The sequence below is a fragment of the Pseudomonas sp. SC3(2021) genome (genome assembly GCF_019856535.1).
Classification (GTDB): Bacteria; Pseudomonadota; Gammaproteobacteria; order Pseudomonadales; family Pseudomonadaceae; genus Aquipseudomonas; species Aquipseudomonas monsensis.
The window spans coordinates 4220213-4239211 of sequence record NZ_CP082236.1; the positions used below are offsets into that span (position 1 = coordinate 4220213).

The window sequence follows — 18999 nt, forward strand, 5'->3', positions numbered from 1 at the left end:
GCCATCGCGAGCAGGCTCACTCCGACAAGGGCCGTTCATGCGTCCTGTAATATTTTGCATCAGTTGGTTACATTGATAGTCTTTGTGAATCAATCTTTTTAGAGTTCGCCATGGCCATCAACTTCGACCTCAACGACCTGCAGGCCTTTCGCGCGGTGGTCGAGCAGGGCAGTTTTCGCAAGGCTGCCGACACCGTGCGCCTGTCACAACCGGCTCTGAGCCGGCGCATCGAAAAGCTCGAAGACGCCCTCGGTGTGAAGTTGTTCGAGCGCACCACGCGCAAGGTCAGCCTGACCCAGGCCGGGCGCGGATTCATGCCCAGCGTCGAGCGCTTGCTGGATGACCTCGACGTGGCATTGCTGGGCATCAGCGAAGTCGCTTCGACCCGAATGGGTCACGTCACCGTGGCCTGCGTGCCGTCGGCGGCGTACTACTTCATGCCGCGGGTGGTGGCGCGTTACCACCAGCAGTTTCCGCGGATCAAGGTCAAGGTCCTCGATTCCAGCGCCCACGATGTGCTCAGCGCAGTGGTGAATGGCGAGGCGGATTTCGGTTTGAGTTTCCTGGGCACTCAGGATGCCAAAGTCGATTTCGAACCGCTTGTGCAGGAGTGCTATGTCGTTGCATGCCGGCGCGATCATCCGTTGGCCGGGCGCAGCAGCGTGAAGTGGGACGAGTTCTATCAGCAGGATTACATCTCGCTCGACAAGACGTCGGGCAACCGCTTTTTGCTTGATCAGGCCTTGAGCAGCGTGGTGCCGCAGCGTCAGAGCATCTGCGAAACGCGGCATGTGACGACCATGATTGGTCTGGTGGAGGCGGGGCTGGGGGTGGCGGCCGTGCCGCTGATGGCGATGCCGGGGCCGGATCATCCGATCCTGACGCGGGTGCCGCTGACCGATCCGCAAGTGATGCGCAGCGTCGGCATCATCAAGCGCCGGGGTCGCACGTTGACCCCGGCGGCACTGGAACTGGAGCGGCTGGTGGTGGAAATGAAAGTCCAGCCGCCAACGATCAGCGCTTGACCGAATCCAGCCCGGTGGCTTGCACGTCTGCCTGGGCCGCGGGTGCGGCGAGGTAGTCGAGCAGGGCCTTGGCTTCTTTTGGATGCTGCGCACCGACCGGGATACCGGCGGCGAAACGCGTTACCGACTGCACCGACTCCGGAATCTTGCCGACAAATGTCACGCCCGGCACCGGCAGCAATTCGCTGACCTGCTGGAAACCCAACTGATAGTCACCGGTGGCCACCACGGAGCCGACCGGGACTTTCGGGATCATCTTCGCCTTCGGTTTCAGTTGATCTTCGACGCCGAGTTTCTTGAACAGCTGCTGCTCGATGTACACGCCGCTGGCGCTGTCGGAGTAGGCCACCGATTGTGCGTCGAGCAGGGTTTTCTTCAGGCCTTCGGCGCTGCTGATGTCCGGTTTCGGCGCGCCTTGGCGCACCACCAGGCCGATCCGCGAATCCGCCAGTTCAACCCGCGAAGCCGGGTCGACCTTGCCCTGCTTGATCAAATCGTCGAGGGCGTAGCCGACCATGATCACCACGTCAGCGTGTTCGCCACGGGCGAGGCGATTGGGGATCGCTTCCGGCGCCTTGCCCATCGACGGGCCGAGCTGGGTGTCGAGCGTGTTGCCGGTGGCCGCGGCGAATTTCGGCCCGAGGATTTTGTAGGCGGCAGTGAAGCCGCCCGACGTCATCACGTTCAGTTGTTCAGCGTGTGCCAGGGCGCTGAACGCGAAGAGGGCGACGGCGCTGAGGTTAATGAGTTTTTTCAAGGTGATTGCTCCTTATGCGGCAACCGGTTGCAGACGGCCGCCTGCGCGGCGATAGAGATACAAGGTGGCGCACAAGGCACACAGCGCGCCGATGCTCATCCAGTAACCCGGCGCAGCCTTGTCGCCGGTGTACTGGATCAGAAAGGTCGACATCGCCGGGGTGAAACCGCCGAAAACCGCAGTGGCCAGGCTATAGGCCAGCGAGAACCCGGCAACGCGCACTTCCACCGGCATGATCTCGGTGAGCGCCGGGATCATCGCGCCGTTGTACATGCCGTAGATAAACGACAGCCACAGCAGCGACAGCAACATGTGGCTGAAGCTCGGCGCCTGCACCAGGTACGACAGCGCCGGGTAGGTGGTGGCCAGGGCCAGCAGCGACATCGCGATCAGCACCGGGCGACGACCGATACGGTCGGACAACATGCCGCCAATCGGCAGCCAGCAGAAGTTCGACACACCCACCAGCAAGGTCACCAGCAGCGCGTCGGAGGTGCTCAGGTGCAGCACGGTTTTGCCGAAGGTCGGCGCGTACACGGTGATCAGGTAGAACGCCGTAGTGGTCAACGCCACCATCAACATGCCGCCCAACACCACGCCCCAGTTCTGGCCGAGGGTGTGGAACACTTCGCGCATGCTCGGACGGTGTTTACGTGCGGCGAACTCTTCGGTTTCCGCCAGGTTACGGCGCAGCAGAAAGATGAACGGCACGATCAGGCAACCGACGAAAAACGGAATGCGCCAGCCCCAATCGGCCACCACGCTCGGCGCCATCCACGCATTCAGTGCGTAGCCCAACGCAGCAGCGACGATGATCGCCACTTGTTGGCTGGCCGACTGCCAGGCCGTGAAGAAACCCTTGCGACCCGGGGTGGCGATCTCCGCGAGATACACCGAAACCCCGCCCAGCTCCGCACCGGCGGAGAAGCCTTGCAGCAGCCGCCCGATCAACACCAGTGCGGGCGCGAACAAGCCGATGCTTTCGTATCCGGGCACCAGCACAATCAGGATCGTACCGCTGGCCATGATCGACAGGGTGACGATCAAGCCCTTACGGCGGCCCACGTCGTCGATGTACGCACCCAGCACAATGGCGCCCAGCGGTCGCATCAAAAAGCCGGCGCCGAACACGGCGAACGTCATCATCAGAGACGCGAACTCACTGCTCGCCGGAAAGAACACCGCCGCGATCTGTGTGGCATAGAAACCGAACAGAAAGAAGTCGAACTGTTCGAGGAAGTTGCCCGAGGTGACTCGGAAAATGGCACCGGCCCGCGAGCCGCCGTGTGGGATTGAGGCTGTCATAGCAAAGGACTCCACCGCTTTTATGACGTGCGCGACGTGGAAGCGGCGCACGGTTGTTATTGCGGTGGATGGTGGCGCAGGTGTAACTGGATGTTAATTGCATTATTGGCATGCATTGATGCGCAAAGCGGATCAATCTCTTGAATCACCTCTAACCCTGTGGGAGCTGGCTTGCCAGCGATGGCTGGCGGTGTGTCAGTCAATGAAAATGCTGAAAGGCCTGTCCCCATCGCTGGCAAGCCAGGCTCCCACAGGGTTTGGTGGTGTTCAAAAAGTCGAGTACAGCCAAGACACCTGTGGGAGCTGGCTTGCCAGCGATGGCGGTGTGTCAGTCAATGAAAATGCGGAAAGGCCTGTCCCCATCGCTGGCACGCCAGGCTCCCACAGGGTTTGGTGGTGTTCAAAAAAGTCGAGTACAGCCAAGACACCTGTGGGAGCTGGCTTGCCAGCGATGGCGGTGTGTCAGTCAACGAAAATGCTGAAAGGCCTGTCCCCATCGCTGGCAAGCCAGGCTCCCACAGGGTTTGGTGGAGTTCAAAAAAGTCGAGTACAGCCAAGACACCTGTGGGAGCTGGCTTGCCAGCGATGGCGGTGTGTCTGCCAACTACAATGCCCCGGCCAGCCCAAGCAAAAAAACAAGGAATGATTCCAGTCCTCCGCAGTCGGAGTTCAGGTATCACACATCTGAAGGAGGTTCACCGATGAACAGCAAAACCCTAATCGCCAGCCTGGCCCTCGTCGCCGGCATTGCCGGGATCAGCCCACTCGTTCAAGCGGCGCAAACCTCAACCGAACCTGCCGTCCAGTCCCCGACCAGCGACCGTGAATTGAAGGTCAACGACCGGGCCCCGGACGTTTATCAGCGCAGTGACAAAGCGCTGAAAAACTGGAAACAGAAAGGTTTGAAAGCACCGGTCGAACAGGCGCAGTGGGTGCAGATCAACGACAAGTACGTGATGGTCATGATCACCAATGGCACCATCGTCGAGATGCAACCTGTCGAGCGTTAAGCCCCGGATTCAAAAGCCCTGCGCATGCACCCGCGCAGGGCTCACGCCCCCCAACCGATACTGATTGTTCCCACTGCGCTTGGCCTCATACATCGCCAGATCGGCAATGTGCAGCAGCCGATCCATGGTCGGCGCATGATCCGGAAACACCGCCACCCCAAGGCTGGTGCCGACATGGCGCTGGTCGTTGCCGATGGTGATCGGCGGCGACAGTTCGATGAAGATCTTCTGACAGATGCGGCGGGCTTCGTCCTGCAGGTCGAGGTCCGGGGCGAGGCCTTGCAGGATCACCACGAACTCATCGCCGCCAATCCGGGCGACCGTGTCGGTGTTGCGCAGGATGCGTTTCAGGCGCGTGGCGGTGGTGATCAGCACCCGGTCGCCGGCGGCGTGCCCATAGTGGTCGTTGATGTTCTTGAAGCCATTCAAGTCGACAAACACCAGCGCCACCCGCGTAGCGGTCTGACTCGCCTGATCCAGCGCTTCGGACAAACGTTCTTCCAGCACCAGGCGGTTGGGCAGGCCGGTCAGCGGGTCGAAGTGGGCGAGGTGCTTGAGGTAACTCGCCGAGGCTTTTTCTTCGGTGATGTCGCGCACCACGCCCATCATCTTGATCACCGCGTCGTGATCGTTGCGCACCACGTTGCCGGTTTCGCGCAGCCAGCGAATGGTGCCGTCGGGCCAGACCACGCGGTATTCCTCGTCGTGGTTTTCGCCGGTCTCCAGGCAACGCAATTCACCGTCGCGCACCCTGATGCGATCGTCCGGGTGCACGCAGGAACAGAACAAGGCATAGGACGGGGTGATTTCGCCGATCTTGAACCCAAACATGCCGTAGATCGCATCCGACCAGTACAGCCGATCGGTGTCGACCTCCCAGTCCCAGGTGCCGATACGCGCAAAATACTGGCTGCGCTTGAAGCGCTCGGCGTCGCCGTCCTGATGGATATTGCGGCCCTCAGCCGCGCGGGTCAGCAGGTCTCGGTACTCAGCCAGGCGACGGCGCAACCCGCGCTCGCGCAGAACCAGTACGACAATCACGGCAAGCATGACGACGCCAATGGCCAGGCTGATCCAGAGGTCAATCATTCGGGAACTGCCAGCATGACGTAACAATCCGTGAAGTAATGGCGGATGGCTATATTAAGGGTTCCACCACCGATTGGGATACAGCGGCCATCTTCGTTGATGAGTTGCGAACGAGCGGCAATTCTGGGAAAACGGCGGCCAGTTGAATAACAGAGTGAATGTCATGAACGATGAATTGCAGGTAATCGATCTTCAGGTCGGCGAAGGCAAAGCCGCCGTCAAAGGCGCACTGATCACCACCCATTACACCGGCTGGCTGGAAGACGGCAGCGAGTTCGACTCTTCCCACAGCCGTGGCAAACCGTTTCAGTGCGTGATTGGAACAGGGCGGGTGATCAAGGGTTGGGATCAGGGACTGATGGGAATGCAAGTGGGCGGCAAGCGCAAACTGCTGGTGCCGGCGCACCTGGGTTACGGCGAGCGGTCGATGGGCAAGATTCCGCCGAATTCGAATCTGCTGTTCGAGATTGAGTTGTTGGAAGTTCTGACGCGGGACGATTGAGGCGGGTGTAATAACGACCTTGATTTTCCTTATCTGACATTCGGTATCCGTCATCGCCAGTGGGCTCTCACAGGGGGATTGAGCTCGCTCTCAGTATCCCGTTCATCCTTTGAATGCTCATCCAGCTTGCGATTGCCGAAGTCATCGACGATCATTCGCGGCATATAGGGGTAGGGGGTATAGGTATGTCGCACATTCACGAACACAAAGACGAATTGCTCAACCGCGTCCGACGTATCGCCGGGCAGGTGCAAGCGGTTGAAAAAGCGCTGGAGGGCGACGCCGATTGCGCCAAGACCTTGCACTTGGTGGCGGCGATTCGCGGCGCGGTCAACGGTTTGATGGAGCAGTTCATCGAGGCTCACACCCGAGAGCACGTGGCGCATCCCGACCTGACCGACGAAGAGCGTGCCCAGGGCGCCGAAGACTTGCTGCAAGCCATCCGCCGTTATTCCAAATAGAGCGCGAGCCTCATGAGCCTGACTCCAAGCGCTGATCGTTTCAGCCACGATCACCAGTTCCTCGGCGCGTCCCACGACGAAAACGCCCGCCGCACCCTGTGGGTGGTGGCGCTGACGTTTGTGATGATGATCGGCGAGATCGCCGCCGGCTACATCACCGGCTCCATGGCCCTGCTGGCCGACGGTTTCCACATGGCGACCCATGCTGGCGCGTTGGGCATCGCCGCGGCGGCCTACGGTTTCGCCCGGCGCAATGCCAACAACCGACGCTACAGTTTCGGCACCGGTAAAGTTGGCGATCTGGCCGGATTTGCTTCAGCCATGGTGCTGGGGCTGGTGTCGCTGGGCATTGCCGGCGAGTCGATTTTTCGTTTGTTCGAACCCACCACCGTAGCGTTTGGCGAAGCGACGGTGATTGCGATTGTTGGACTGGGCGTGAATATCCTCAGCGCTTTTCTACTGATGGGCCATCACGGTCACGATCACGGCCATCAGCATGATCACAGCCATGCTCATCATCACCATCACGACAACAACCTGCGCTCGGCCTACGTCCACGTGCTGGCCGATGCGCTGACCTCGGTGCTGGCGATCGCCGCGTTGCTGGCCGGGCGTTACCTCGGTTGGGTATGGCTGGACCCGGTGATGGGTATTGTCGGCTCCATTGTCATCGCGAAATGGGCCTACAACCTGATGCGTGACAGCGCGGCGGTGCTGCTCGACACCACCGACGAACCGGTGGCGGCGGAAATTCGCGAGCTGCTGGAAACCTCGGACGACGTGCGCATCAGTGACCTGCACGTGTGGCAGGTCGGCCCGCAGGCACGGGCGGCGATTGTCAGTGTGGTGGCGGCCGCCGGCGTCACCGCCGAGGCAATTCGCGAGCGGCTGGCGCCGGTGCATGAGCTGTCGCACCTGACGGTTGAGTTACGCAGCGCTTAACGCTGTGCCTGGCTGAATAACGGGACCCGCCCATTCAAGGAAAGGCGGTAGTCCCAGGCCAGTTGCTGCAGATTCACACCGTGATCAAGGATTTCTCCGACAGTCGCAGCGGCAATCGTCAGCGCCAGCCGTTGTCCCGGGCATTGATGCCGGCCGCTGCCGAAGCTGAAACTGCGCCGGTTCGGGCGATCCAGCAGAAACTCGTCGGGGCGTTCGTTGAGTGCCGGATCGCGATTGGCCGAGGCCAGCAACAGCAGAATCACCTCGCCGGCTTCGACCCGCACTCCATCAATCTCACAAGCCTGCGCGACAAAGCGCCGAGTGTTCTGCACCGATGGATCGAAACGCTGAACCTCAGCCAACAGCGCATCCATTGGTGCACTGCGTAGCGCGGGCTGACGCCGCACCGCGACCAAGGCATTACCGATCAGCCCGGCCGTCGCTTCGAACGTCTGTGAGCAAAGCCCGATCAGATTGGCGATCAGCGTTTCTTCGTCGCCCGCGAAGCGTTGCAGGATGGCCTTCAACCAGTCGCTGTTCGATTCGGCGAGTAGCTCGATGAAGTAACCGCGTAATTGTTCAGCCGCCGCGTGTGCCGCCATCAGTTGCAGATCATTGCTCAACGGCGACAGGCACGCGACAAAGTCAGCGGTCAGCTCACTGATCGCCCGGCCTTGCGCCGGGCTGAAGCCGAGCAGTGCTGCGACCACGCACACCGGGCCGCGAAACATGGCTTTGTATACGCCGTCGGCATCTGCGCTGATCAGGCGTGCAGCCACCAGCGCCCGCACCCGGGCTGCATCGAACACGTCAAGCGCCGGCTCGATCGCCGAACGTGGGCAGCGCTGGCGTTCGCCCTCATTCATTCGCATCAACCGGGCAAAGACCTTGCCGGCCATTCCTGAGGCAATCGCTTTCGGCACCGGCTCTTGCGTTGGACGCACCTGGCAATCGGCATGGGCCAATACCGCACAGACTGCGCGAGCGCTGCTGGCGACCCACAGTTTCTGCGGGTGATGAAAGGTCAGTCCGCCCTGCGCGCGCAGTTCGGCGTAGTAGGGGTAGGGATCGGCCTGCGTCGCAGCGATGATCGGGTCCATGGTGCATAGCCTTGTCGTCGGGAAAGTGATGCGAGTATCTTCAGTCCGCAGCGACGACGATTCGTCGGGGAGCGAAATATGCACGCAGAACATCAAGACATCGGCGTCTCGCAAGTGGCCGCCGCCATCGCCGAACCGGCGCGCACGAAAATCCTCTGCTCGCTGATGGATGGCCATGCGCGCACCAGTACGGAGCTGGCGGCCATCGCCGAAGTCAGCGCCTCGACCGCCAGCGCGCACCTGAGCAAACTCAAGGATCTGGCCCTGGTGCGCCTGCATGTGCAGGGTCGCCATCGCTATTACTGCCTCGCCGACCAACGTGTGGCCCAGGCGCTGGAGGCGTTGATGGTGATCGGTCAGAACGCCGCGCCAATGTTCAAACCGCATACGCCGGATCGCCTGCAATTCGCCCGCACCTGTTACGACCATATGGCCGGTACGCTGGCGGTGTTGCTGCACGACCGCATGCTGGAGGCGGGGTGGCTGGTGATGACCGATGAGCAGGTATATCGGTTGAGCGACAGTGGCGAGGCGCTGTTCGGCGGATTGGGCGTCGAGGTGCAGGATCTGAGCACGTTGCGCCGCAAGTTCGCCTGCCCGTGCCTGGACTGGAGCATGCGCCGGCCGCATCTGGGTGGCTCACTGGGGGCGGCGTTGTTGCAAACGGCGTTGAAGCGCAAGTGGGTAACCCAGGATCTGGACAGTCGGGCGTTGGCGTTGACGGCGTTGGGGCGCAGGGAGATCGGGGCGCGGTTCGGGGTTGAGGTGCCATTGCCAGCGCAGAGCAAAAGATCGCAACCTGCGGCAGCTCCTGCAGGGAGTGCGTACACCTGATCGGCCGAGATCTTTTGATCCTGCTTTGCACCTTGTGCCAATCCTATAGACTCGATACTGTACGCATAACCAGTATCGAGTCTTCGCCATGCAAATCATCGACAAGCTCAGCATCCTCGCCGACGCCGCCAAGTACGACGCCTCCTGCGCCAGCAGCGGCGCGCCCAAGCGCAGTTCCGAGGGCAAGAACGGGCTGGGTTCGACCGATGGCATGGGCATCTGCCACAGCTACACGCCGGACGGGCGCTGCGTCTCGCTGCTGAAAGTGCTGCTGACCAATTTCTGCCTCTATGACTGCCAATATTGTGTCAACCGCCGCTCCAGCGATGTGCCGCGCGCCCGTTTCACCCCCGAGGAAGTGGTTACGCTGACCCTGGATTTCTACCGGCGCAACTGCGTCAGCGGGTTGTTTCTCAGTTCCGGGATCATCCGCTCGGCGGACTACACCATGGAGCAACTGGTGCGCGTGGCGAAGCTGCTGCGTGAAGAACATGAGTTTCGCGGCTACATCCATCTCAAGACCATTCCCGAGGCCGACCCGGCGCTGATCGAGGAAGCCGGGCGCTATGCCGATCGGTTGAGCGTCAACATCGAGTTGCCCACCGATGCCAGTCTGCAAACCCTGGCTCCGGAGAAGCAGATCGGTTCGATCAAGCAGGCGATGAACACCATCTACACCGGCGTGCAAACGGTGCTCAATGAACCTCGTTCGGCGAAATTCGCCCCGGCCGGGCAGAGCACGCAAATGATCGTCGGCGCCGATGACACCGACGACAGCACGATCCTGCACAGCGCTCAGTCGTTGTATGGCAACTACCGTTTGCGGCGCGTTTACTACTCGGCGTTCAGCCCGATCCCCGACAGCCCGAAAAGCGTACCGCTGGCCGCGCCGCCGCTGATGCGCGAGCACCGTTTGTATCAGGCCGATTTCCTCTTGCGCAGCTATGGCTACAGCGCCGGTGAGTTACTCAAGGGGCCGGGAAATCTGGCGTTGGACATTGATCCGAAACTGGCCTGGGCGCTGCAGAATCGCGAGGTGTTCCCGCTGGATCTCAACCGCGCCGAACCGGCCTTGATTGCGCGCATTCCGGGCATTGGTCTGCGTACCACCGAACGCCTGGTGCAATTGCGCCAGCAACGGCGCATCCGTTACGAAGACGTGGCGCGCATGCGCTGTGTGCTGGCCAAGGCCAAGCCGTTCATCATCACCAGCGACTATCACCCGCAACAGGCCGAAGTCACCAGTCACATGCTCTACCAGCAACTGCGCGACCGGCCGCAGCCGCAGCAGATGGGGTTGTGGGGATGATCAATCTCGATTGCGACGATCTGTTCGTTACTTGGCGGCAGCAGGCGCGCTGGTTGCTTAGCCATGAGATCGACCCGAGTCTCGTCAGTTGGGCGTCCGAAGGCGTGAATGACCTGTTTGCCAGTGATGTGCAGGTGCCCGAGGGGCATGGCCCGTTCCAGGCGCGCATCCCCCGTGCATTGCTCGACACGCTGGAGCAAGTGGCCCGCTACCGTGGCGACCAGCGCTGGAGTCTTTTGTACGAAGTGTTGTGGCGTGTCAGTCACGGCGACCGCACGGCGATGATGGCCGGCGACAAACTCGGCAGTGAACTGCAGCGGCGGATCAAGCAGGTACAGCGCGAAGCCCACCATCTGCATGCCTTCGTGCGGTTCATCGAACGCCCGCAGGATCAGCCAGGCCCGCAATACGTGGCGTGGCACGAACCGGCCCACGACATCCTGCACAGTGCCAGCGAACACTTCGTCGGGCGCATGGGCCGATACCGCTGGCTGATCGCCACCCCGCGTGACGGCGTCTACTACGACGGCGAACAACTGATTCATCAGCGCCAGTGCCCGCTGGAATGGCAGCAACTGGCGCAGAACGTCGACGACCCCCATGGCGATCTTTGGCTGACCTATTACAGCCACATCTTCAACCCGGCGCGGTTGAACGAGAAGGTCATGCAAGGGCACTTGCCGGCGCGGTTCTGGAAGAACCTGCCGGAAGGGGAATTGATACCCGGATTGATCACCCAGGCGCGCATGGGCAAGCAACAGAATGGTCAGGCCAGCGGGATAGCCGGGCGGGCCGGCAAGCGGATTGCCTTGAAGTAGAAATCAAAAGATCAAAAGAAAAGCCCCCCATCAATCACTCGATGGGGGGCTTTTGTGCATCAGCAGCCGTCAGATTAAACCTTGACGATCCAGCCCGCTGGCGCTTCGATGTCGCCGGTCTGCACGCCAGTCAGCTCTTTGTAGAGCTTCTGGGTGACCGGGCCGACTTCGGTTTCGCTGTGGAACACGTGCAGGTGGTCGTTGTAGCTGATACCGCCGATCGGGGTGATCACGGCGGCTGTGCCGCAAGCGCCGGCTTCCTTGAAGTCCGACAGTTTGTCGATCAGCACATCACCTTCTACCACTTCCAGGCCCAGACGGGTCTTGGCCAGTTCGATCAGCGACAGGCGGGTGATGCCTGGCAGAACCGACGGCGAGTTCGGGGTGATGAACTTGTTGTCGTGGGTGATCCCGAAGAAGTTGGCCGAACCGACTTCCTCGATCTTCTTGTGGGTCAGCGGGTCCAGGTAGATGGCGTCGGCGAAGTGCGCCTTCTTGGCCTGGGAACCCGGCATCAGGCTGGCGGCGTAGTTGCCACCGACCTTGGCCGCACCGGTGCCTTGCGGGGCGGCGCGGTCGAAGCTGGAGATCTGGAAGTTGTGCGGGGTCAGGCCGCCCTTGAAGTAGGCGCCGACCGGGATCGCGAACACCGAGAAGATGAACTCCGGAGCGGTACGCACGCCGATGTTGTCACCCACGCCGATCACGAACGGACGCAGGTACAGCGCGCCGCCGGTGCCGTAAGGCGGGATGAAGCGCTCGTTGGCACGAACCACTTGCTTGCACGCTTCGATGAACTGCTCGGTGGACACGTGCGGCATCAGCAGGCGGGCGCAGCTGCGTTGCATGCGCGCGGCGTTCTGATCCGGGCGGAACAGGTTGATCGAGCCGTCCTTGCAACGATAGGCCTTCAGGCCTTCGAAGCACTGCTGGCCATAGTGAAGGGCCGTCGAGCCTTCGCTGATGTGCAGCACGTTGTCTTCGGTCAGGGTGCCTTTGTCCCACTCGCCATCGCGAAAGTACGACAGATAGCGTTTGTCGGTCTTGATGTAGTCAAAACCCAGCTTGTCCCAATTGATGCTTTCGTTACCCATGACACCCTCTATCACTGAACAACCGCCGAAACGGTTCAAGGCTTCTGACGTTTTTTGGATGGGCACAACAATACTTCATTCTTGAGCGGTTTCGCAGCCCGGACTATCGGATGGCACACAGATAAATCGTGTTGCCCTCAGGAATTCGCGAGCAAGCTCGCTCCCACAGGGGAATGCATTCCAAATGTGGGAGCGAGCTTGCTCGCGAAGGGGCCATCACTGCCACCCTCCATTTGACGGATTTACAGGTGTAGCGCATGCCCCAAAGCACGCAACGCCGCTTCCTGCACCGCTTCACCCAAGGTCGGGTGCGCATGGATGGTGCCGCCGATGTCTTCCAGCCGCGCGCCCATTTCCAGGCTTTGCGCGAACGCGGTCGACAACTCGGAAACCCCGACCCCCACCGCCTGCCAACCCACAATCACATGATTGTCGCGACGGGCGACCACCCGCACGAAGCCGCTTTTCGATTCCAGGGTCATCGCCCGGCCATTGGCGGCGAACGGGAAGCTCGACACGATGCAGTCCAGTCCGGCGGCCTTGGCCTCGTCCGGGGTCTGGCCGACCACCACCAGTTCCGGGTCGGTGAAGCACACGGCGGCGATCGCGGTCGGGTTGAATTCGCGGTGTTTACCGCTGATCAGCTCGGCGACCATTTCGCCTTGGGCCATGGCCCGGTGCGCGAGCATCGGCTCGCCGCTCAGGTCGCCGATGGCGTAGACGTTGCGCATGCTGGTCTGGCAACGGCTGTCGATCTTGATCGCCGAGCCATTCATGTCCAGGTTCAGCGCTTCGAGGTTCCAGCCCTGCGTATTCGGTTTGCGGCCGACGGCCACCAGCACCTGATCGGTTTGCAGATTCAGGGTGTCGCCGTTCGGGTCACGCACCTGCAAGGTCCCGTCGAACCCCAGCACGCTGTGCTGGAGATAGAGCTTCACGCCCAGTTGCTTCAGGGCTTCGTGTACCGGTTGCGTCAGCTCGGCATCGTAGGCTGGCAGGATGCGATCCTGCGCCTCGACCACACTGACCTCGGCACCGAGCTTGCGGTAGGCAATGCCCAGTTCCAGACCGATGTAACCGCCGCCAACCACCACCAGCCGCTTTGGCACAGACGTCGGTGCCAGCGCTTCGGTGGAGGAGATGATCGGCCCGCCAATCGGCAGGATCGGCAGGTTGACGCTGGTCGAACCGGTGGCGAGTACCAGGTGTTCGCACTGGATTCGGGTGTCGCCGACTTCAACCGTTTTGCCGTCAATGACCTTGGCCCAGCCGTTGATGACCTGAACCTTGTGCTTTTTCAGCAGTGCGGCGACGCCGGTGGTCAGGCGATCGACGATACCGTCCTTCCACTCAACGCTTTTAGTGATATCGAGGGTCGGCGCCGAAACGCTGATGCCCAGCGCCGAATGCTCGCTGTGATGCTGCGTCTGGTGAAACTGCTCGGCCACATGAATCAGCGCTTTTGACGGGATGCAGCCGATGTTCAGGCACGTGCCGCCCAGCGATTGGCCTTCGACCAGAATCGTCGCAATCCCCAGTTGCCCGGCGCGAATCGCCGTGACGTAACCGCCAGGACCGCCGCCAATAATCAGCAGGGTGGTGTTCAGAGTTTGCATGCCTTACTCCACAAACAAAGTGGCGGGTTGTTCGAGCAAGCCACGGATGGCCTGGATGAAGAGCGCCGCGTCCATGCCGTCGACCACGCGGTGATCGAAGGAACTGGAGAGGTTCATCATCTTGCGGATCACCACCTGGCCTTTGACGACCATTGGCCGTTCGACAATTTTGTTCACACCGACGATTGCCACTTCCGGCAGGTTCAGCACCGGGGTACTGACGATGCCGCCCAGCGCACCGAGGCTGGTCAGGGTGATGGTCGAGCCGGACAGTTCGTCGCGGCTGGCCTTGCCATTGCGGGCAGCATTCGCCAGGCGCGAGATTTCCGCAGCGCTGTCCCACAGGCTGCGTGCTTCGGCGTGACGCACCACCGGCACCATCAGGCCAACGTCACTTTGCGTGGCGACGCCGACGTGTACCGCGCCGAGGCGAGTGATGACCTGGGCTTCGTCGTCGTACCGGGCGTTCATCTGCGGGAAGTCGCGCAAGGCAACGACCAGCGCACGCACGAGGAACGGCAGCAAGGTCAACTTGCCACGGCTGGCACCGTGTTTTTCATTCAGATGCGCGCGCAGCTCTTCAATGGCGGTGACGTCGATTTCCTCGACGTAGCTGAAGTGCGCGGCGCGCTGGGTGGCGTCCTGCATGCGTTGGGCGATCTTGCGACGCATGCCGATCACCTGGATTTGCTCTTCATCGTTACGCTGGGCGTAAGCGGCGGCTGCCGGCGCCGAAGCGTTCGACTGACCTTGCGCCAGATAGGCCTCGAGGTCCTCGTGCAGCACGCGACCGGCCGGGCCGGTGCCGCGTACCAGGCGCAGTTGAATGCCCAGATCCAGCGCATGTTTGCGCACGGCCGGGGAGGCCAGTGGACGTTCATCGGCTTCACGGGCAACCATCGGGCCCTGGCAAACGGCAGCCGGACGCGGTGCAGCGGCGGCGACCGGTTTGCTTTCGACCGTCGCTTCAGCTTTCGGCGCAATCGGCGCCTCTTTGACAGGCGCGGGTGCGGCGGACTCCTTCAAGTTGCCGGCACCTTCCACCTCGATGCTGATCAGCACACTGCCGACCGCCATCACTTCACCCGGCTGACCGCCGAGAGCAATCACCTTGCCGTGCACCGGCGATGGAATATCGACCATGGCCTTGTCGGTCATCACGTCCGCCAGCACCTGGTCTTCAACCACCAGATCGCCAACCTTGACGTGCCACTGCGACAGTTCGACTTCTGCGATGCCTTCGCCGATGTCCGGCATCTTGATAACGTGCGTGCCCATTCAGACCTCCATGACCCGTTTCAGAGCTGCGCCCACACGGGACGGCCCAGGGAAATACGCCCACTCTTGCGCGTGCGGGTAGGGGGTGTCCCAGCCGGTGACGCGTTCGATCGGCGCTTCCAGGTGATGGAAGCAATGCTCTTGCACCAGCGCGACCAGTTCGGCGCCGAACCCGCAAGTGCGGGTGGCTTCGTGCACCACTACGCAACGGCCGGTTTTCTTCACCGACTTGACGATGGTTTCCAGGTCCAGAGGCCACAGGCTGCGCAGGTCGATGACTTCGGCATCAACGCCGGATTCTTCGGCCGCGACTTGCGAGACGTAGACGGTGGTGCCGTAGGTCAACACGGTCACGTCCTTGCCCGGACGGGTGATCGCGGCGACGTCCAGCGGCACGGTGTAGTAACCGTCCGGCACCTGGGCTTGCGGGTGTTTCGACCATGGGGTTACCGGGCGGTCGTGGTGGCCATCGAACGGGCCGTTGTACAGGCGTTTTGGCTCAAGAAAGATCACCGGGTCATCGTTTTCGATGGAGGCGATCAGCAGACCCTTGGCGTCGTACGGGTTGGACGGCATCACGGTGCGCAGACCACAGACCTGGGTGAACATCGCCTCGATGCTCTGGCTGTGGGTCTGGCCGCCGTAGATGCCGCCGCCGCATGGCATGCGCAGGGTCATTGGTGCGGTGAACTCACCGGCCGAGCGATAACGCAGGCGCGCCGCTTCGGAAATGATCTGGTCGGAGGCCGGGTAAACGTAGTCGGCGAACTGAATCTCGGCGACCGGACGCAGACCGTAAGCGCCCATGCCCACGGCAACGCCGACGATACCGCTCTCGGAGATCGGTGCGTCGAACACCCGCGAGGTGCCGTACTTGGTCTGCAGGCCTTCGGTGCAACGGAACACGCCGCCGAAATAGCCGACGTCCTGACCGAACACCACCACGTTGTCGTCACGCTCAAGCATCACATCCATGGCCGAGCGCAGGGCCTGGATCATGGTCATGGTGGTCGTGGTCATGGCGGTTTCCAGCTGAATATTGTTGTTGTGATCGTTCATGTCAGATCCCCAACTGCTGACGCTGGCGCTTCAAGTGCTCCGGCATCTCTTTGTAGACGTCTTCGAACATGGTCGCGGCGCTTGGGATCTGGCCGCCGGCGAGGGTGCCGTACTGCTCGGCCTGTTTCTGCGCGGCAATCACTTCGGCTTCGAGCTCGGCACTGACGGCGGCGTGTTCTTCTTCCGACCAGTGGCCGACCTTGATCAGGTGCTGCTTCAGGCGGGCAATCGGGTCGCCCAGCGGGAAGTGGCTCCAGTCGTCGGCAGGACGGTATTTGGAAGGATCATCGGAGGTCGAGTGCGGGCCGGCACGGTAGGTGACCCATTCGATCATGGTCGGCCCGAGGTTGCGCCGGGCGCGTTCAGCGGCCCAGGCAGATGCTGCATACACGGCGTAGAAGTCGTTGCCATCCACGCGCAGCGAAGCGATGCCGCAACCGACGCCGCGGCCGGCGAAGGTAGTGGCTTCACCACCGGCGATGGCCTGGAAGGTCGAGATCGCCCATTGATTGTTGACCACGTTGAGAATCACTGGCGCACGGTAAACGTGGGCGAAGGTGAGGGCGGTGTGGAAGTCCGATTCGGCGGTGGCGCCGTCACCGATCCACGCCGAGGCGATTTTCGTGTCGCCCTTGATCGCCGAGGCCATGCCCCAGCCGACAGCCTGAATGAACTGAGTGGCGAGGTTGCCGGAAATGGTGAAGAAACCGGCGTCCTTGACCGAGTACATGATCGGCAACTGGCGACCCTTGAGCGGATCGCGCTCGTTGGACAGCAGTTGGCAGATCAGGTCGACCAACGGCACTTCGCGGGCCATCAGAATGCTTTGCTGGCGATAGGTCGGGAAGCACATGTCGTCGATGTTCAAGGCCAGGGCCTGAGCGCTGCCAATGGCTTCTTCGCCAAGGCTCTGCATGTAGAACGACATTTTTTTCTGCCGCTGGGCGACCACCATGCGGTTGTCGTAGATCCGCGTCTTGAGCATGGCGCGCATGCCCTTGCGCAGGATCTCGACCGGCACGTTTTCAGCCCATGGGCCGAGGGCGTTGCCCTGGTCGTCGAGCACGCGGATCAAACCACGCGCCAAGTCGGCGGTGTCGGCGGGTTCGACGTCGATGGATGGTTTGCGCACCGTACCGGCATCGGTCAGATGCAGGTAGGAAAAGTCGGTTTTGCAGCCTGGGCGGCCCGAAGGTTCAGGGACGTGCAGACGCAGCGGTTCATACGCTTGGGTCATGGCTTCTACGCTCGATCTTGTGAATTTCTTGTAGTGAGCTGGCAATCATTCTTGGGTGAAAGAAATCTTGTCCTACAACAATCATAGGCCCGGGCCAGAAGAATATTTCTCTCTGTTTCGTTGCGCTGGAGACGATTTGCAGATAGAAATTCTGCATAAACATAAAAAACAGGTGGTTTTGTCTCATGCGCAAACTGGACCGTACCGACATCGGCATTCTCAACAGCCTTCAAGAGAACGCGCGCATCACCAACGCCGACCTCGCACGCTCGGTGAATCTGTCGCCGACACCGTGCTTTAACCGGGTCAAGGCGATGGAAGAATTAGGGCTTATTCGCGAGCAGGTGACGCTGCTGGACGCCGACCTGCTGGGACTGCATGTCAACGTGTTCATCCACGTCAGCCTCGAGAAGCAGGTGGAGGAGGCGTTGCAGCATTTCGAAGAAGCGATTTCCGATCGCCCGGAGGTGATGGAGTGCTATTTGATGGCGGGTGACCCGGATTATCTGATCCGCGTACTGGTGCCGACCATTCAGTCGCTGGAGCGTTTCATGATGGACTTTCTGACCAAGGTGCCGGGGGTGGCGAATATTCGCTCGAGTTTTGCGCTGAAGCAGGTGCGCTACAAGACGGCGTTGCCCTTGCCGGCAAACGGCCTGACGCTAGGTAACTGAAAGTCAGATGTAGTCATACCGGTAATCGAGTTCCGCGGTATAGAGGGTTTGTCGGACGGTAAAGGTTTGCGCCCAGGGCGCCCGTTCATTGGCAGGATGAAAGATCAGGACGGTTTCGTTCGTGTCTGCCGAGCCAGCTCCATTGGTAAAGCCTGGAGTTCCAGCATGCTGATGTTTCCAGCGTTCCCACAGCAAGTCGAGGTAGCAGTGGTGCAGGAAGAATATCGGATCGTTGGGTGAGGAGGCTTGTGCCATGCTGCCGCCAATCCAGGCATGTACCGGATTGTGCAAAAGGCTTTCCGAGACGTTTTCCCAGCCGCTTTCATCCATCCAGTAAGGCGTTCTGTTCAGGGTCGAAATAACATCCAGCGGGGTGGGCAGTGCGCCGCTTGCCCCCAGATTTCGACGAATGCCGGTGTTGCCAGTGCCCTCGTCCCAGACCCGGACATCGAATTGTGAGTGCTCCCTGGAAAACGGACCGCTGGTGACACGCTGATCTTGCAGGTTGTCACCGTTTGAGCCCATGAAATCCGACGTGAAGGGGTTGTCTGCTCCGGTCAGTTGCCAGTTCCAGTAGGGCAGGGTAATGGTCGGATCATTGGTGGCGGACTGCAGGGCCAGTTCGAATTGGCGAATCAGAATTCGATGCCACGGATAGAACAAAGGGCTGCGATGCGGATTGGGTATCAGCGGATTGGCGCCGCCCATCGAGTTTTTGTGGATCTGCACAAAGTCATCGTAGCGATTTTGCTGTCCGGGGCGCAGGACGCTGTCGACGTTGTTTTTCAGTACCAGGATCGCATCGACGAACGCAGCTTTCTGTTGCGGTGTCATGTCGCGGTGATTACGGCGAATATCCATATTGCGAAAACTCCATTGAATGTTTGCC

The 18999-nt window shown here is 61.0% G+C and carries 19 protein-coding genes; 9 read left to right on the forward strand and 10 right to left on the reverse strand.

The annotated features are described in order from the left end of the window. Positions 1-110 precede the first annotated feature (110 nt). Entirely contained in the window at positions 111-1025 is a 915-nt protein-coding gene (locus K5Y35_RS18920) for a LysR family transcriptional regulator (RefSeq protein WP_222832597.1), read from the forward strand. Here K5Y35_RS18920 and K5Y35_RS18925 read toward each other — a convergent pair. Both K5Y35_RS18925 and K5Y35_RS18930 read right to left on the reverse strand, forming a co-directional pair. Next, on the reverse strand, positions 1015-1782 hold the full coding sequence (locus K5Y35_RS18925) for a substrate-binding domain-containing protein (RefSeq protein ID WP_222832598.1): 768 nt from the start codon (positions 1780-1782) through the stop codon (positions 1015-1017). The two genes, K5Y35_RS18920 and K5Y35_RS18925, sit on opposite strands and share 11 nt — an antisense overlap. A 12-nt stretch (positions 1783-1794) precedes the next feature. Next, positions 1795-3087, reverse strand: coding sequence for an MFS transporter (locus tag K5Y35_RS18930; protein ID WP_123462586.1), 1293 nt, complete (start codon positions 3085-3087; stop codon positions 1795-1797). Positions 3088-3788: 701 nt separating this feature from the next. On the opposite strand from K5Y35_RS18930, the gene K5Y35_RS18935 reads away from it, so the two are divergent. Next, positions 3789-4097, forward strand: a complete 309-nt coding sequence (locus tag K5Y35_RS18935; protein WP_222832599.1) for an RcnB family protein — start codon at positions 3789-3791, stop codon at positions 4095-4097. Between the two features lie 9 nt (positions 4098-4106). On the opposite strand, the gene K5Y35_RS18940 is transcribed toward K5Y35_RS18935, so the two are convergent. After that, a complete protein-coding gene (locus tag K5Y35_RS18940) occupies positions 4107-5186 on the reverse strand; it encodes a sensor domain-containing diguanylate cyclase (RefSeq protein WP_123462590.1) in 1080 nt (359 codons plus the stop codon). A gap of 163 nt (positions 5187-5349) precedes the next feature. On the opposite strand from K5Y35_RS18940, the gene K5Y35_RS18945 reads away from it, so the two are divergent. From K5Y35_RS18945 to dmeF, 3 genes are all read left to right on the forward strand, one after another. Beyond that, positions 5350-5688, forward strand: a complete 339-nt coding sequence (locus K5Y35_RS18945; RefSeq protein ID WP_123462592.1) for an FKBP-type peptidyl-prolyl cis-trans isomerase — start codon at positions 5350-5352, stop codon at positions 5686-5688. A 185-nt stretch (positions 5689-5873) separates the two neighbouring features. Beyond that, positions 5874-6149 carry a metal/formaldehyde-sensitive transcriptional repressor gene (locus K5Y35_RS18950; RefSeq protein ID WP_123462594.1) on the forward strand — a complete coding sequence of 92 codons (276 nt, stop codon included), beginning with the start codon at positions 5874-5876 and terminating at the stop codon, positions 6147-6149. Between the two features lie 12 nt (positions 6150-6161). After that, on the forward strand, positions 6162-7091 hold the full coding sequence (gene dmeF / locus K5Y35_RS18955) for a CDF family Co(II)/Ni(II) efflux transporter DmeF (protein ID WP_123462596.1): 930 nt from the start codon (positions 6162-6164) through the stop codon (positions 7089-7091). Here the strand turns inward: dmeF and K5Y35_RS18960 are convergent. Next, entirely contained in the window at positions 7088-8191 is a 1104-nt protein-coding gene (locus K5Y35_RS18960) for a cytochrome P450 (RefSeq protein WP_222832600.1), read from the reverse strand. The two genes, dmeF and K5Y35_RS18960, sit on opposite strands and share 4 nt — an antisense overlap. A gap of 78 nt (positions 8192-8269) precedes the next feature. On the opposite strand from K5Y35_RS18960, the gene K5Y35_RS18965 reads away from it, so the two are divergent. From K5Y35_RS18965 to K5Y35_RS18975, 3 genes are all read left to right on the forward strand, one after another. After that, positions 8270-9025, forward strand: coding sequence for an ArsR/SmtB family transcription factor (locus tag K5Y35_RS18965; RefSeq protein ID WP_222832601.1), 756 nt, complete (start codon positions 8270-8272; stop codon positions 9023-9025). A gap of 88 nt (positions 9026-9113) precedes the next feature. Next, positions 9114-10334 carry a putative DNA modification/repair radical SAM protein gene (locus tag K5Y35_RS18970; protein ID WP_222832602.1) on the forward strand — a complete coding sequence of 407 codons (1221 nt, stop codon included), beginning with the start codon at positions 9114-9116 and terminating at the stop codon, positions 10332-10334. Continuing rightward, a complete protein-coding gene (locus tag K5Y35_RS18975) occupies positions 10331-11152 on the forward strand; it encodes a TIGR03915 family putative DNA repair protein (protein WP_222832603.1) in 822 nt (273 codons plus the stop codon). Before K5Y35_RS18970 ends, K5Y35_RS18975 begins: the two co-directional genes overlap by 4 nt. A 74-nt stretch (positions 11153-11226) precedes the next feature. On the opposite strand, the gene K5Y35_RS18980 is transcribed toward K5Y35_RS18975, so the two are convergent. From K5Y35_RS18980 to K5Y35_RS19000, 5 genes are all read right to left on the reverse strand, one after another. Next, positions 11227-12246: a branched-chain amino acid aminotransferase gene (locus tag K5Y35_RS18980; protein WP_123450621.1), complete on the reverse strand. Its 1020-nt coding sequence runs from the start codon at positions 12244-12246 to the stop codon at positions 11227-11229. A gap of 242 nt (positions 12247-12488) precedes the next feature. Further along, the gene (lpdA, locus tag K5Y35_RS18985; RefSeq protein WP_222832604.1) at positions 12489-13862 is read right to left on the reverse strand and encodes a dihydrolipoyl dehydrogenase; all 1374 of its coding nucleotides are present in this window, start codon (positions 13860-13862) and stop codon (positions 12489-12491) included. 3 nt (positions 13863-13865) lie between these two features. Further along, on the reverse strand, positions 13866-15140 hold the full coding sequence (locus K5Y35_RS18990) for a dihydrolipoamide acetyltransferase family protein (protein ID WP_222832605.1): 1275 nt from the start codon (positions 15138-15140) through the stop codon (positions 13866-13868). Continuing rightward, a complete protein-coding gene (locus tag K5Y35_RS18995) occupies positions 15141-16199 on the reverse strand; it encodes an alpha-ketoacid dehydrogenase subunit beta (RefSeq protein ID WP_123462612.1) in 1059 nt (352 codons plus the stop codon). A gap of 1 nt (position 16200) precedes the next feature. Further along, positions 16201-17436 carry a 3-methyl-2-oxobutanoate dehydrogenase (2-methylpropanoyl-transferring) subunit alpha gene (locus K5Y35_RS19000; protein ID WP_003224001.1) on the reverse strand — a complete coding sequence of 412 codons (1236 nt, stop codon included), beginning with the start codon at positions 17434-17436 and terminating at the stop codon, positions 16201-16203. A 185-nt stretch (positions 17437-17621) separates the two neighbouring features. Here K5Y35_RS19000 and bkdR point away from each other — a divergent pair, with 185 nt between their 5' ends. Then, the gene (bkdR, locus tag K5Y35_RS19005; RefSeq protein ID WP_007915088.1) at positions 17622-18110 is read left to right on the forward strand and encodes a Bkd operon transcriptional regulator BkdR; all 489 of its coding nucleotides are present in this window, start codon (positions 17622-17624) and stop codon (positions 18108-18110) included. 3 nt (positions 18111-18113) lie between these two features. On the opposite strand, the gene K5Y35_RS19010 is transcribed toward bkdR, so the two are convergent. Then, entirely contained in the window at positions 18114-18971 is an 858-nt protein-coding gene (locus K5Y35_RS19010; RefSeq protein WP_222832606.1) for a tyrosinase family protein, read from the reverse strand. Positions 18972-18999 lie beyond the last annotated feature (28 nt).